This window comes from Stenotrophomonas sp. 05L413 (assembly GCF_056397945.1).
Genome location: NZ_JBFTOL010000003.1, coordinates 408,366 through 420,891 on the forward strand (window position 1 = coordinate 408,366; position 12,526 = coordinate 420,891).

Sequence of the window (12,526 nt, forward strand, 5' to 3'; positions counted from 1 at the left end):
CGCCCCCGCCGCCCGCCCCGGGCCGGCGCGCGCCGCTGCGCTGGCGGCCACTGCTCCCGGCGATGCTGCTGGCCGGCTTCTATCTCCTGCCGTGGCTGCGCTGGGAGGGTCGCCAGGCGCTGTTGTTCGACCTCACCGCGCGCCGCTTCGATCTGTTCGGCTGGACCCTCTGGCCGCACGACGTCGGCATCCTGCTGGGCCTGGCCGCCGTGCTGGCCACCGCACTGGTACTGCTCACCAACCTGGCCGGCCGGGTGTGGTGCGGCTACGGCTGTCCGCAGACCGTGTGGAGCCGGTTGTTCCGGTGGATGGATCAAGGCACCGCGCGCTGGCTGCCGGCCACAGGCGCAGCGCGTGCGGTCAAGCATCTGCTATGGCTGTTGGTAGCCGCGTGGACGGGCATCACCTTCGTGGGCTTTTTCAGCCCGATCCACGGCCTGGTCGGTACGCCGTGGCCACCGGTCTGGAGTGGCTGGGAAACGTTCTGGATCGTCTTCTATGCCGCAGCCACCTGGGGCAATGCCGGCTTCCTGCGCGAACACGTCTGCCGCGAGCTGTGTCCGTATGCGCGCATCCACGGCATGTTCTGCGACAACGACACGCCGCGCATGCAGTACCACGCACGCCGCGGCGAACCGCGCGGCCCGCGCGTGGCAGGGCTGGGCGGTGTCCAGGCGCGGGGCCGCGGACTGCTTGATCCCACCAGCGCCAGCGACTATGCGTTCCGCGCCGCGCACGAGGATATCGCCGGCCCGATGCCGCACTTCAGCGCCGATCGACTCGGCGATTGTCTGGACTGCGGGGACTGCGTCAGCGTCTGCCCGATGGCGCTGGACGTACGCGCCGGGCCGAACGCTGATTGCATCAGTTGTGGCGACTGCCAGGATGCCTGCGATGCGCGCATGCGTGCCTGGCAGTTCCCACCGGGATTGCTTCGTTATGCGCGTCCATCGGCCGTGCAGCACCGCCCGTCACGCTGGGTCCGCCCGCGCACGCTCGCCGCGGCCGGCACGCTGTTGGCGCTGCTGGCCATCGGTCTTCATCACCTGTAGTGGCGCCGCGTTGGCGGTTGTCCCCGTATCGTTTCCCCGGTCCCCCGACCCGGTTTCAGCGCGCGCGTGGGCGTACGCTGCGCGGCGGCACCAACTGGGCGCGCCGCACGATCCCCAACTGCTCAATGATCAACGCCAGCTCATTGGTGACACGGGTTCGCGCGGTGCCCTGCGCGGGTGGGACCAGGCGCTCGAGCACGCGCTGGTAGGTGGACCAGAATTCCGGGCCGCAGCCATGTTTCACGTAGCTGGCTTCCAGCTCGGTTCGCACTCCGTCAGCCAAGTCATGTTCGCCGTATTCCATACGACCTCCGTGGGACTTGCTTGCTTCAGGGACGACAAAACCCCCTCAGGGGGCGGATTCACTTCGGGTTCACCTAAAATTTGCACGGTCATCGCATTAAGTCAATTACCCGAAGGATAAAAGCCACGCCCCCGATGAACCGTTCATACAACGTCCGAACCCGTGCCTGCATCATGCAGGCCGGATACTGACAGCAATATGTCAGGGCGGCGCGCCCGATAATCCGCGCTTGGCCGCCACTCCCCGGGAAGCTGCACAGGGGCGGGCAATCTCACTCAGCCGCCGAGCGGCTCTCCTGCATACCCGCGCGCTCGGGCAGGTGCGGCGCGACGAACTGCATCAGACGCTCCATGGCACTGTCTGCCGGCGGTCCGCCCGCGGCGCGATCGGCAAACGCCTCCCACTCCCCGGCAGACAAAGTCTCGACCAAGGTCGGCTCCACGCCCAGCCAGCGCATGCTCCAGTAAGGAAAGTAGCGCGCAGGCACGCGGGCGTGACCGAGTTTGCGGATGTTCCGATGGCTGCGGGCCTGCAGTACGCGCTCGTGTACTGCCGACACCCCGTCATCCGGGCCTTCGAAGTACTGCAGGAAACGATTGCCATCGCAGAGAAGCACACCGGTGACCCCGGCCAGGCTGTTGAAGCGGATGGCATCCTCGACAAGTGCGTCGAGATGCTCCGCAGACAGCGGGCCTGCAACGTCGCTGACATACGCGATCGCGCAAAGGGGCATGGGTAAACTCCGACGATTTCAAAGCACTATGCTGGCACTTTCAGGTATCTAAATAAAGCCGTTGCCTGAAGCATTCAGAACATACCTGAAACGAGCGCCTCCCGTCCTGCACGCGTTCGCCGGACAGGGCACACGCCTGGCCCCGCGGGATTACCGATGTCCCGCCATCGCGCTTCGTACCGCTTCACTGAACGCATCGAGCAGGAATGGCTTGGCGATCATCGCCATGCCGTTATCGAGGAATGCCGAGCGCTCCTGTGCTTTCTCTGCGTAGCCGGTCATGAACAGCACCGGCAACGAGGGCCGCGATTGCCTCGCGATTTCGGCCAGTTGGCGTCCGTTGAGGCCGGGCAGTCCGACGTCGGTGATCAGCAGGTCGATCTTCTTGGATGAGCCGAGGATCGGAATTGCGCCATCGGCATCACCCACGACTTCGGCGGTATACCCGAGGTCTTCCAGCACCACTGTGACCAGCATGCGCACCTGCTCGTCGTCCTCCACCACCAGGATCGATTGCCCGGCGCCGAGCGACACTGGCTGTGCGCTCGGTGCACCGTCGTCCTCGGCGGCGTCGTGCACCACCGGCATGAACAACGCTACCGTGGTGCCCTGCCCTGGCGTGGAATCGACCGTGATGTGGCCGCCGGACTGCTGCATGAAGCCGTAGATCATCGACATACCCAAGCCCGTGCCCTTGCCGATCGGCTTGGTGGTGAAGAACGGCTCGAAGATCCGCTCGACCACCTCCGGTGGCATGCCGGTACCGGAATCGGAGACCGATACCACGGCGTACTCGCCTGCCGGAATGGTCGGCACTTCGCCCTCGGCGGCGAAAACGTGCGAGGTCCGCAGTATCAGTTCACCCCCTTCAGGCATCGCGTCACGTGCATTGATCGCCAGATTCAGCAGCGCGCTTTCGAACTGGTTGCTGTCCAGGTTGGCGCGCAGCGGCGCGTCACTGGTCGCCATCTGGATGCGGATCTTCTCGCCCAGCGTGCTGCGCAGCAGGTGCTGGACCGATCCAACCAGCGCGTTGAGTTCCACCGTCTTCGAATCCAGCGACTGGCGTCGCGAAAACGCCAGCAGACGCTGGGTCAAGGCCGCCGCGCGCTGGCTGGAGGCGGTGGCCGCATCCAGGAAGCGCTCCATCCCTTCCATGCGCCCCATGTCCAGGCGCATGCGCATGATGTCCAGCGAGGAGAGGATGCCGGTCAGCATGTTGTTGAAGTCGTGCGCGATGCCGCCGGTCAATTGCCCGATGGCATCCATCTTCTGCGACTGGCGCAGGGCCGCTTCGCTGGCCTCACGCGCGGCCATCTGCCGCTCCAGCTCCGCCGTGCGCTCGGCCACCATCGCCTCCAGGTCCGAGGCATGTTGCTGACTCGTTTCCAGGGCCAGCTTGGAGGCCGTGATATCGGTGACGAAGACGTGGAACCCATCCGGCGCGCCGTCTGCATCCCAGCGCGGCGAATAACGGATCTCGCTGTCGCGCCGGCGGCCGTCACTGAACGGCCAGTTGGCCTCGAACACGATGTGCTCGCCCGCCAGCGCACGTTCGATCAACGGGCGGCGGGTGCGCCAGACCTCCTGCCCGACGACCTCCGGCACGCGTTTGCCGATCACGGCCGATACCGGACGCTCGAACCAGGCCTCATACGCTTTGTTCGCGAAGCGGTAACACAGGTCACGGTCGATGAAGGCGATCAGCACCGGCATCGCATCGGCCACCAGGCGCAGTTCTGCTTCGCTGCGCTCCAGTGCGGCACGGCCATCGGCCAGCGCCCGCATTTGATCACGGACCAGGAACTGTTTGTCGCGCGCACGCAGCGCACTGCGCACGGAGCTGAGCAGCGAGCTGCTGCCCAGCGGCCGGTCCAGCTCGATGATGTTGATCGACAACTGCAGGCCAGGATCGGCCAAGGGGCGCTTCTGCGAGCGGGGCGACCGCAGCAGAATGACGGGAATATCCGACCAGGACGGTTGCTTGGCCAAGGGCTCCAGCAACGCGGCGGTGCCCTTGGCGACCGCCTCTTCGGTGACGACCACAGCGCCCACGTCATCATCAAGCGCGGCGGCCAGCCCTGGCAGGCTCTCGTGGATCGCGGTGCGCAGCCCGGCGGCATTGAGTACGCCGGCAATGCTCGGCGCATCGCGCCCGAACGGCGCAAAGATATGCACCACACCGGAAACGGAGTCACTCTGCACGGGTGTGGCCGAGCAGATGCGCCGTATTGCCCACGAATTCCGGCGTGCCGGTCAGAATGCCCTTGAACTCATTGAGCGGGGCGCTCAGCGAAATTCCCTTACCATCGATCTTCAGCTCGCGGATCGTATTCTCGTGCGCACCGCCCCGATTCTTGATCACCGAGATCGCCTTGCGGATGCGCCCCTGCGATTCGAAGAAGCGGAACAACACGACCGAGTCCGCGATGTAGGAGACGTTGAGATTGCCGGTCGACATCGTGCCGACCAACCCGTGTTGCGGATTGATCAGGATGGTCGCCACGCCCTTCTGGTTGAGATAGGACAGCATCTCGTGCAGCTGAAGCATCAGCTGCTTTTCCTGGGGCATCGCGGTGACGTAGCCGTTGAGGCTGTCGATCACCAGCAGGCGGCACTGGCGCTCCTCGACTGCACGCTGCATGTTCCAGGCGAACTCGCCCGGTGAGATCTCGGCCGGATCGACCTGCAGGATTTCCAGCAGGCCCGACGCCAGGTGTTTGCTCAGATCGATGTCCAGCGACTCGGCGCGGGCCAGCAAGGTGCCGATGCGCTCATCGAATTCGAAAATGCAGCAGTGCTCACCGCGCTCGCAGGCCGCCCAGACGTACTGCAGCGCCACATTCGTCTTGCCGCTGCCCGCCGGGCCGGTCAACAGCGTGCTGGTGCCCCGCAGCGGACCGCCGCCGAGCAGACTGTCGATCTCGCCGACCCCGCTGCTGATGGGCGTGCCGTTGAATGTGGCGTGGTGGTCCGAGGCGATCAACCGCGGAAAGACCTCCAGGCCCCCTTCACGGATGGTCATGTCGTGGTAGCCGGCGGTGAAGTTCACCCCGCGCAGTTTCTGGACATGCATCCGGCGGCGCGCCGGGCCGAAATCCAGTGTCAGGCGTTCCAGCGACACCACGCCATGGCAGAGGCTGTGCAGCTGGCCATCGCGCTCCTCACCGGAGGCCGTCATGTCATCGACCAGCACCACGGTCGCGCTCTTGGGCGCGAAGAACTGCTTGAGCGAGAGGATCTGGCGGCGATAACGCAGCGGATCCTGCGATAGCAATCGCAGCTCGGACAGCGAATCGAACACCACCCGATGCGGCTTGATGCGCTCCACCTCGCCGAGGATCAGCTTGACCGTCTCGTCCAGCTCGACTTCCCAGGAGTGCAGTACCGACTGCATCCGTCCGTCGCCCAGCGCTTCCTCGGCCGAGGCCAGCTCAAACAGGTCCAGGCCATCCAAGGACCAGCCGTGAGCATTGGCAACTTCGCGCAGCTCGTCAGCCGTCTCGGAGAGCGTGATGTAGAGACAGCGCTCGCCCTTGCTCAGCCCATGCAGCAGAAACTGCAGGGACAGCGTGGTCTTGCCGGAGCCTGGCGGTCCTTCCAGCAGGTACAGCCGCCCCTGCGGGAAGCCCCCGCCGAGGATGCTGTCGAGGCCTTCGATACCCGTCGCTACGCGTGCTTTTTGTGTCTGCATAAGGCTGCCAAAGTGGACGGCCGCAGCATACGAAGCGTGTTGTGTAGGCCCTGTCGGCTCTGGCCTCCGAAACTGAATGGAGGCCCACAACGCACAAAGCCCGCTTTCGCGGGCTCTGGGCTACTTTCCATTTGGAGGCCTGGGTCGGAATTGAACCGGCGTACGCGGATTTGCAGTCCGCTGCATGACCACTCTGCCACCAGGCCGGTGACCCTACGATCATCGAAGGCGTGTTGCGTGCCCCGATAAAACAAGACCCCGAGAACGGGGCCTGGTCAGGATTTGGAGCGGGAAACGAGACTCGAACTCGCGACCTCAACCTTGGCAAGGTTGCGCTCTACCAACTGAGCTATTCCCGCAAAATCAAGCGTGTATGTTACCGAAACCACTCGAAACACACCAGCTTTTTCACACTTTTTTTCACATCCCGGCCGATGCTTCCGGACTGGATGCCCGCGTGCCACCGCGGAGAAAAACAAGGCCCCAAGGGGGCCCTGTCGAAATCTGGAGCGGGAAACGAGACTCGAACTCGCGACCTCAACCTTGGCAAGGTTGCGCTCTACCAACTGAGCTATTCCCGCAGACTTTCGCTTGCCCCGACCGCACCGCACCCTGAGGCGCTGGAGGCTGTCGGCCCCTCGACCTGCGTCGAAGGAGCGCTATTCTGTCGGAATTCCTTCACGTCGTCAACATCCTTTTCGCCGCAACGTGGTGTGGTTTCCCACCGGGCGGTCACGGCGGCCTCCGACATCTTCCCCCGTTCTGCTCCCGCACAAAGTCCCCATGTCCGGCTTGCCAGACGTTGACGCGCCGAAGCGCCCCCGGACTTGCACGTCCAGTGCAGCGCAACGCCCTCGCGCAGCCGGCGCCCGTCGAATACCCCCTTCACCCTGTCCTGGGCGAAGGACGGGTGCAACTGCAGGCCCCTCCACTGGGGCGCAGCTCACCGGCGAGCCGCCACGGCAGGTTCGGCGTTTGGTTGCACGTTTCCCACAAGTTGTATTGTCAAAGGGAGTGCAACGCCGTCTGATGCATGCAATGCAGCGGACCCCACACCTGAAGACTCCGACACCCATGGCACACACCTCTGGCAGCAGCACCAGGCTGATGCTGTCTGCACTCCATTACATTCAATGTTGCCCTGCGCGCATGGCCGCCACCTGTACGGGACTGTTATTGAGCGCATCGGCGATAGCCGCCCCCGTGACGCTCGTATTCCCGCTGCCCGATGGCCACCACCTGAGCATCTCGGCCAGCGACAAGCACGTACACGCGCAGCGGATGTCGGGGAGACGTCGGGCCATTTCCGTGGATGCCGACCTGCGACGGGTGCTGATGCAGGCCGATACCGTGTTTCCGATCAACCGCAGCGCCTTCATGCTGGAGGGCGGTCCGGGCGTAACGCTGTTCGTACGCACGTCATCCAATTCCGCCCGTCCGATGGCCTACTGCGGTTCGGGGCGGGAAGACCAGGTGCTGCTGATCGAACTCCGCGCGAACCGACTGGCCTTGCTCGACCGACTGCTGCTCGACAGCTGCTTACGTTCCATTGCAGTGATCGCAGACCTGGGCGACTGGCCACAGGAAGCCGTGGAACCAATGGCACATCCGTGGGTGGCTCGATTTCAGGCGCTCGACATGGATGGCCCTTATCCCCGCTGCGTTCGCATCGCACATCAACGACTCTGGGTAGACGACTCCTGCGAGACACCCGAGCGGCCTCAGCCTGAGTAGTCGCCCGGCCCGCCATGGCCGACCGCGCTGCGGTGCTGACGGAGTGAACCCATGATGCAGATGCATGCGCGAGGCACGGCACACAAACGAAAAAAGCGACCCGGAAGGTCGCTTTCTTCGTTGCATCGCATCGGGACGGATCACGATGGGATGCGGTATCTGGAGCGGGAAACGAGACTCGAACTCGCGACCTCAACCTTGGCAAGGTTGCGCTCTACCAACTGAGCTATTCCCGCTTGGGAGGCGAAATTCTACAGCCAAATGCATCCCTGTCAACAGCCCTCACGCACTCTTTTTTGCTTTGGTGTTCTCACGCGCGAGGCGCTCGTCTTCGCGCAGGCTCGGCCACGCCGCGTGCAGGTACTGCAGGCCGGACCACAGCGTCAGGATCGAGGCGATCGCCAGGGTCCAGTCGCCGATGTGGAAGACCTCGGTGCCCATCCAGATGTCCTGCATCGGGGTGTGCGGTGCGACCGAGTACAGCAGGCACAGCAGCGCGACCATCTGCGCGGTGGTTTTCACCTTGCCGATCACGGCCACACGCACCTTGGCCCGCTGGCCGATTTCCGCCATCCATTCGCGCAGTGCCGAGACGGCGATTTCACGGCCGACGATCACTGCCGCCCAGACCGCCATCCACGCGGTGGGGTGGCCCTGCACGATCAGGAACAGCGCCACGGCCACCATCAGCTTGTCCGCGACCGGGTCGAGGAAGGCGCCGAACGCGGACTGCAGGTCGTAGCGGCGGGCGATCCAGCCGTCGAGCCAGTCGGTGAGCGCAGCCAGGCCGAAGATCGCCGCCGAGGCGAAATTGGTCCACTTGTAGGGGAGATAGAACACCAGCACCAGAACGGGGATCATCACGATCCGCAGCAGGGTCAGCCAGGTGGGGAGGGTCAACTTCATTGCGTCTCTCTACTCGCCCGCCGCGTCGGGCGTGGGCAGTCCATGAAGGTTAGCGTAGATACGCGCAGCGAGGGCGTCATTGATGCCGTCCACTTTCGCGATTTCCGCTTCGCCGGCGGCTTTCAGGCCGACCAGGCCGCCGAAATGTTTGAGCAGGCTGGCGCGCCGGCGCGGGCCGATGCCAGGAATATCCTCGAGCTTGCTGGTCATCCGGGCCTTCTGGCGGCGCCCACGGTGGCCGGTGATGGCGAAGCGGTGGGCTTCGTCACGCACCTGCTGGATGAACTGCAGCGCCGGTGAGGCCGCACCCGGGCGCAGTTCGCGGCCGTCCGGCATGACCAGGGCTTCATGCCCTGCCCTGCGCTCCACACCCTTGGCCACGCCGACCAGCATCACCCCTTCCACGCCCAGATCGGCCAGCGCGGACTGCGCCTGGGCCAGCTGGCCGGCGCCGCCGTCGATCAGCAGCAGATCCGGCAATACGCCGTCCTCTTCCACCGCGCGGCGGAAGCGCCGCTCGATCGCCTGGTGCATGGCCGCATAGTCATCGCCGGGCTCGATGCCGCTGATATTGAAACGGCGGTACTGGCTGCGCACCGGTCCGGCCGCATCGAACACCACGCACGAGGCCACGGTGGCTTCGCCCATGGTGTGGCTGATATCGAAACACTCCACGCGCTTGACCTGCTCGGTCAGGCCGAGCATCTGCCGCAGGTCTTCGCTGCGCGCGTGCTGCGCGGTGCGGCTGCCCAGCTCGGTGACCAGGGTGATCTGCGCGTTGCGTGCGGCCAGTTCCACGTAGCCGGCGCGCTCACCGCGCACGTTCCAGCGCAGCTGCACCTTGTGTTCGGCCGAGGCACTCAAGGCCGATTCGATCAGGCTGGCATCCGGGATTTCGCGGTCGAGCAGGATCTCGCGCGGAGGGGCGTGCTCGGCGTAATACTGCGAGACGAACGCGCCCAGCACTTCATCGGCACTCTCCTCGCCATTGGTGCGCGGGAAGAACGGCCGCGTGCCCATGTTGCGGCCATCACGGAAGGCCAGCAGCAGCACGCAGGCGCTGGCGCCCTGGGTGGCGCAGGCGAGCACGTCCAGATCCGCCGCGCGGCCATCCACGTATTGGCGGGTCTGCATGCTGCGCAGCGAGGCGATCAGATCGCGCAGGCGCGCGGCCTGCTCGAATTCCAGTGCTTCGCTGGCGGTCTGCATCTGGGTGCCGAGCTCGCGCGCGAGCTGGTCGCTCTTGCCTTCCAGGAACATCGAAGCGCGGCGTACCGACTCGGCGTAATCCTCCGGTGCCACCAGCTCCACGCAGGGCGCGCTGCAGCGGCCGATCTGGTACTGAAGGCAGGGCCGCGAGCGGTTGCGGAACACGCTGTCTTCGCAGCTGCGCAGCTTGAACAGCTTGTGCATCAGGTTGAGCGTTTCGCGCACGGCAGTGACGCCGGGGTACGGGCCGAAGTAACGCCCAGGCACCGCGCGCGGGCCACGGTGCAGCGCGATCCGCGGCCATTGCTCACGGGTCAGCAGCACGTGCGGATAGGTCTTGTCGTCGCGCAGGGAGACGTTGTAGCGCGGCGAGAGCGACTTGATCAGCTGGTTTTCCAGCAGCAGCGCCTCGGCCTCCGAGCGGGTCACGGTCACGTCCATGCGCGCGACCTGCGACAGCATCGACATGATCCGCGTGGTCTTGGGTGTGCCGTTGAAATAGCTGCCCACGCGGTTGCGCAGCGCACGCGCCTTGCCGACATACAGCAGCGTGTCATCGGCAGCGTACATGCGGTACACGCCGGGGGCGGTGCTCAGGTGGGCCGCAAATGCCTTGCCATCGAAGGCGGGGGCGGAAGAAACAGTCATTCGTTGATCGGCACGTCGCTCAGGACACCACTGACGGGGTCGAATCGCAGCACGGCATGGGCATCGGTCTCGGCAATCCAGACCGCGCCACCACCCAGTGCCAGGCCAGCCGGGCCGTGCAGGCGGCGCGGTAACGCCAGCGTGCTCAGCTCACCACCGCCCAGGCGCAGCGTGCGCAGGCGGCCGTTGCCGGCATCGGCGATCCACAGCAGCGGCGCATCCGGACTCAGGGCAATTGCCTGCGGGTACTGCAGCAGTGCCGAGGTGCGCGGGCCGTCCTGTTCGCCGAAGGTCCACAGCCCCTGCCCGACCAGCGTCTGCACCAGGTCACCACGCAACTGCATGGCGCGGATCGAGGAGCCCAGCGCATCGCAGACGTACAGCACCTGCTGGACCGCCGCGACCGAGCACGGCTGCGCGAACGCGGCCACGTGGCCACTGCCGTCGCGCTCGTCGATCGCCCCACTGCCCGCGCGCCACTGCAGGCTGCGCTGGCCAAGGTGATAGCTCCAGATACGGTTGTCGCCAGCCATGGCGATGTGGATCTGGTTGTCGGCGACGGCCAGGCCCTGCGGGTGGTTGAGTACGGTGTGGCGCGGATCGGCCACCGGCCCTTCGATCGGTTCGCCGGGGCGGCCGGTGCCGCATAGCGTATCGACCTGGCCGGAGAGCAGATGGATGCGGCGCAGGGCATGGTTGCCGGTGTCGGCCACGTACAGCCATTCGCGCTCCAGCGCGAGGCCCTGGGGATGGTGGAAGGCCGCCTGGGCCTGGTCGCCATCCATGAAATCGGCGGTGCCCATGCCGAACTGGCGCAGCACGCGGCCACCATGGCTGCACTCGAGCACGCGGTGATGACCGGTATCGGCGATGTACAGGCGCTCGGTGGTCACCGCCAACCCGGTCGGGAAGCGCAGCGGCAGGCGCGGCTCGGGGCTCAGCTCACGGGCGCCGTGCAGGTCCTCATCGGACGGCCGCGAGCTGCCTTCGCACAGCGCAGCAAGGGAGCGTTCCAGTTCCCCGCCGAGACCGACCAGACGCTCGCGCTCGCGCCCTTGGGCATCGAGCAGGACCAGGGTCGGCCATGCGGTCACGCCGAAGCGTCGCCAGCCATCCCATTCCGCGTCCAACAGGGCCGGTGCGTTCAGCCCCTGACGGCGCAGCAGCTTGAGGGACTGATCGGGATCGCGCTCGCCATCAAAACGTGGCACCTGCAGCACCAGCAGCTGCAGCTTGCCCGGGTGGCGCGACTGCCACTGGGCCAGCTCGGCCAGCCGCTGCGCGCACCATACCGAGGCGGCGTTGACGAAGGCCAGCACGACCGGCCGACCCTGCAACTCGGCCAGGGTGGTCGGTTTGGCGTTGAGCCAGGTGGCGAATTCGGGAAGATCCTGGACGGGCTGGACGTTCATGCCCCGATTATGCCGGACTCGGCGTCATGCAACCGTCGTGCCACGGTCACGGGTGTGCCGCCCACCAGGCTTCGGCGCGCGCCAGATCGTCCGGGGTGTCGATGCCGGGCGGGAACTCGGCCGGGGTCAGCGCCACGCTGATGCGGTGCCCCGCTTCGAGCACACGCAGCTGCTCCAGCGATTCCAGCTGCTCCAAGGTGCCGGCCGGCAACGCGGCGAACTGGCGCAGGAAGCCGGCGCGGTAACCGTAGATGCCGATATGGCGCAGCCAGTGCGGGCCGGGCAGCGTATCGCGCGAGCGCGCGAAGGCATCGCGGTGCCACGGAATCGGCGCGCGGCTGAAGTACAGCGCATCCAGGTTCTGCTTGCGCACGACCTTGACCACGTTCGGGTCGAACAGGGTGTCCGCGTCTTCCACCGGCGTGGCCAGCGTGGACATCTCCGCATCGCTGTAGACCAGGGCTTCGGCCACCGCGCGGATTCCTTCGGCCGGGGCGAACGGCTCATCGCCCTGCAGGTTCACCACCAGGGTGTCATCGGACCAGCCCGCCTGTGCGGCGCACTCGGCCAGCCGATCGGTGCCGGAGGCGTGCTCGGTGGAGGTCATCGCCACGCGCACTTCGGCCAGGCCCTGCAGGGCCTCGGCGATGCGCTGATCGTCGGTGGCGACCCACACCTCGCGCGCGCCGGCGAGCAGCGCGCGTTGCGCCACGCGCAGCACCAGCGGCTCGCCGCCGAGCAGGCGCAGCGGCTTGCCCGGCAGCCGCGAAGCGGCATAACGGGCGGGAATGGCGACGACGAACTCGACGGAAGCGCTCATGGGGGATGACCTGT

10 protein-coding genes and 4 tRNA genes are annotated in these 12,526 nt (G+C 66.0%); 2 read left to right on the forward strand and 12 right to left on the reverse strand.

Annotated features, from left to right (window positions below; all coding sequences use genetic code 11):
* The first annotated feature begins 62 nt into the window (after positions 1-62).
* Positions 63-1,052, forward strand: a complete 990-nt coding sequence (locus AC1DIQ_RS08760; RefSeq protein ID WP_478049909.1) for a 4Fe-4S dicluster domain-containing protein — start codon at positions 63-65, stop codon at positions 1,050-1,052.
* 55 nt (positions 1,053-1,107) lie between these two features.
* Here the strand turns inward: AC1DIQ_RS08760 and AC1DIQ_RS08765 are convergent, their stop codons facing one another.
* The 7 genes from AC1DIQ_RS08765 to AC1DIQ_RS08795 all read right to left on the reverse strand — a co-directional run bounded on the left by AC1DIQ_RS08765 (position 1,108) and on the right by AC1DIQ_RS08795 (position 6,364).
* Positions 1,108-1,356 (reverse strand): hypothetical protein, encoded by a 249-nt coding sequence (locus AC1DIQ_RS08765; RefSeq protein ID WP_088433206.1) that lies wholly within the window; start codon positions 1,354-1,356, stop codon positions 1,108-1,110.
* 271 nt (positions 1,357-1,627) lie between these two features.
* Positions 1,628-2,089 (reverse strand): BLUF domain-containing protein, encoded by a 462-nt coding sequence (locus AC1DIQ_RS08770; RefSeq protein ID WP_282261190.1) that lies wholly within the window; start codon positions 2,087-2,089, stop codon positions 1,628-1,630.
* A gap of 150 nt (positions 2,090-2,239) precedes the next feature.
* A complete protein-coding gene (locus AC1DIQ_RS08775; RefSeq protein WP_478049873.1) occupies positions 2,240-4,294 on the reverse strand; it encodes a hybrid sensor histidine kinase/response regulator in 2,055 nt (684 codons plus the stop codon).
* Positions 4,284-5,873, reverse strand: a complete 1,590-nt coding sequence (locus tag AC1DIQ_RS08780; RefSeq protein WP_282261186.1) for a DUF7125 family protein — start codon at positions 5,871-5,873, stop codon at positions 4,284-4,286. Before AC1DIQ_RS08780 ends, AC1DIQ_RS08775 begins: the two co-directional genes overlap by 11 nt.
* Before the next feature lie 42 nt (positions 5,874-5,915).
* Positions 5,916-5,989 (reverse strand) — tRNA-Cys (locus AC1DIQ_RS08785).
* A 77-nt stretch (positions 5,990-6,066) separates the two neighbouring features.
* Positions 6,067-6,142 (reverse strand) — tRNA-Gly (locus AC1DIQ_RS08790).
* Positions 6,143-6,288: 146 nt separating this feature from the next.
* Positions 6,289-6,364: transfer RNA gene (locus tag AC1DIQ_RS08795), tRNA-Gly, on the reverse strand.
* 526 nt (positions 6,365-6,890) lie between these two features.
* Between AC1DIQ_RS08795 and AC1DIQ_RS08800 the strand changes: the two genes are divergently transcribed.
* The gene (locus AC1DIQ_RS08800) at positions 6,891-7,517 is read left to right on the forward strand and encodes a hypothetical protein (RefSeq protein WP_183073774.1); all 627 of its coding nucleotides are present in this window, start codon (positions 6,891-6,893) and stop codon (positions 7,515-7,517) included.
* A 160-nt stretch (positions 7,518-7,677) separates the two neighbouring features.
* On the opposite strand, the gene AC1DIQ_RS08805 is transcribed toward AC1DIQ_RS08800, so the two are convergent.
* The 5 genes from AC1DIQ_RS08805 to kdsB form a co-directional block, all read right to left on the reverse strand.
* A tRNA-Gly gene (locus AC1DIQ_RS08805) sits at positions 7,678-7,753 on the reverse strand.
* A gap of 46 nt (positions 7,754-7,799) precedes the next feature.
* A complete protein-coding gene (pgsA, locus tag AC1DIQ_RS08810; RefSeq protein WP_121041698.1) occupies positions 7,800-8,423 on the reverse strand; it encodes a CDP-diacylglycerol--glycerol-3-phosphate 3-phosphatidyltransferase in 624 nt (207 codons plus the stop codon).
* A gap of 9 nt (positions 8,424-8,432) precedes the next feature.
* Positions 8,433-10,280, reverse strand: a complete 1,848-nt coding sequence (uvrC, locus tag AC1DIQ_RS08815) for an excinuclease ABC subunit UvrC (RefSeq protein ID WP_121041696.1) — start codon at positions 10,278-10,280, stop codon at positions 8,433-8,435.
* Positions 10,277-11,692: a hypothetical protein gene (locus AC1DIQ_RS08820; protein WP_478049874.1), complete on the reverse strand. Its 1,416-nt coding sequence runs from the start codon at positions 11,690-11,692 to the stop codon at positions 10,277-10,279. The genes uvrC and AC1DIQ_RS08820 overlap by 4 nt, the downstream gene beginning before the upstream one ends.
* A gap of 46 nt (positions 11,693-11,738) precedes the next feature.
* A complete protein-coding gene (gene kdsB / locus AC1DIQ_RS08825; RefSeq protein ID WP_478049875.1) occupies positions 11,739-12,512 on the reverse strand; it encodes a 3-deoxy-manno-octulosonate cytidylyltransferase in 774 nt (257 codons plus the stop codon).
* Positions 12,513-12,526 lie beyond the last annotated feature (14 nt).

Coding starts and splice junctions, on each gene's coding strand:
- uvrC (WP_121041696.1), bottom strand. CDS start 10,280: ATGACTGTTTCTTCCGCCCCCGCCTTCGATGGCAAGGCATTTGCGGCC.
- AC1DIQ_RS08760 (WP_478049909.1), top strand. CDS start 63: ATGCTGCTGGCCGGCTTCTATCTCCTGCCGTGGCTGCGCTGGGAGGGT.
- AC1DIQ_RS08770 (WP_282261190.1), bottom strand. CDS start 2,089: ATGCCCCTTTGCGCGATCGCGTATGTCAGCGACGTTGCAGGCCCGCTG.
- kdsB (WP_478049875.1), bottom strand. CDS start 12,512: ATGAGCGCTTCCGTCGAGTTCGTCGTCGCCATTCCCGCCCGTTATGCC.
- AC1DIQ_RS08820 (WP_478049874.1), bottom strand. CDS start 11,692: ATGAACGTCCAGCCCGTCCAGGATCTTCCCGAATTCGCCACCTGGCTC.
- pgsA (WP_121041698.1), bottom strand. CDS start 8,423: ATGAAGTTGACCCTCCCCACCTGGCTGACCCTGCTGCGGATCGTGATG.
- AC1DIQ_RS08765 (WP_088433206.1), bottom strand. CDS start 1,356: ATGGAATACGGCGAACATGACTTGGCTGACGGAGTGCGAACCGAGCTG.
- AC1DIQ_RS08800 (WP_183073774.1), top strand. CDS start 6,891: ATGCTGTCTGCACTCCATTACATTCAATGTTGCCCTGCGCGCATGGCC.